At 47.4% G+C, this 293-nt stretch carries 1 protein-coding gene; it reads right to left on the minus strand.

Annotated features, from left to right (window positions below; genetic code table 11):
- Positions 1–293 (minus strand): IS110 family transposase (locus tag JW499_RS22035; protein WP_205212553.1); only part of this gene is annotated, 293 nt, incomplete at both ends.

Raw genomic sequence — 293 nt, forward strand, 5'->3', positions numbered from 1 at the left:
TGAACGGCACCGCTCAAGCCGCCTCTACCTTTGACAGACGATCCGTGAATATTAAATTCAGCGAGGAGTGCGCGAACCTGATTCTGTAGAGCAATTTTCTGTTTAACGGCTAATTCACGCATTCTCAATAGAGATTGAAGCTCTTGTTGAGCAACGGACTTGCCGTTGATAAATTGAACATCCACGAGCTGACTGGCCTGAACGATTGCCAGTGCATCATTGGCATCAGTCTTCTGCGTTTGGCGGATATTCGAAACGAGCTTGGCAGAAATGAGCTTAGCTTCGTGTCCATG

The sequence above is a fragment of the Amphritea pacifica genome (assembly GCF_016924145.1).
Classification (GTDB): Bacteria; Pseudomonadota; Gammaproteobacteria; order Pseudomonadales; family Balneatricaceae; genus Amphritea; species Amphritea pacifica.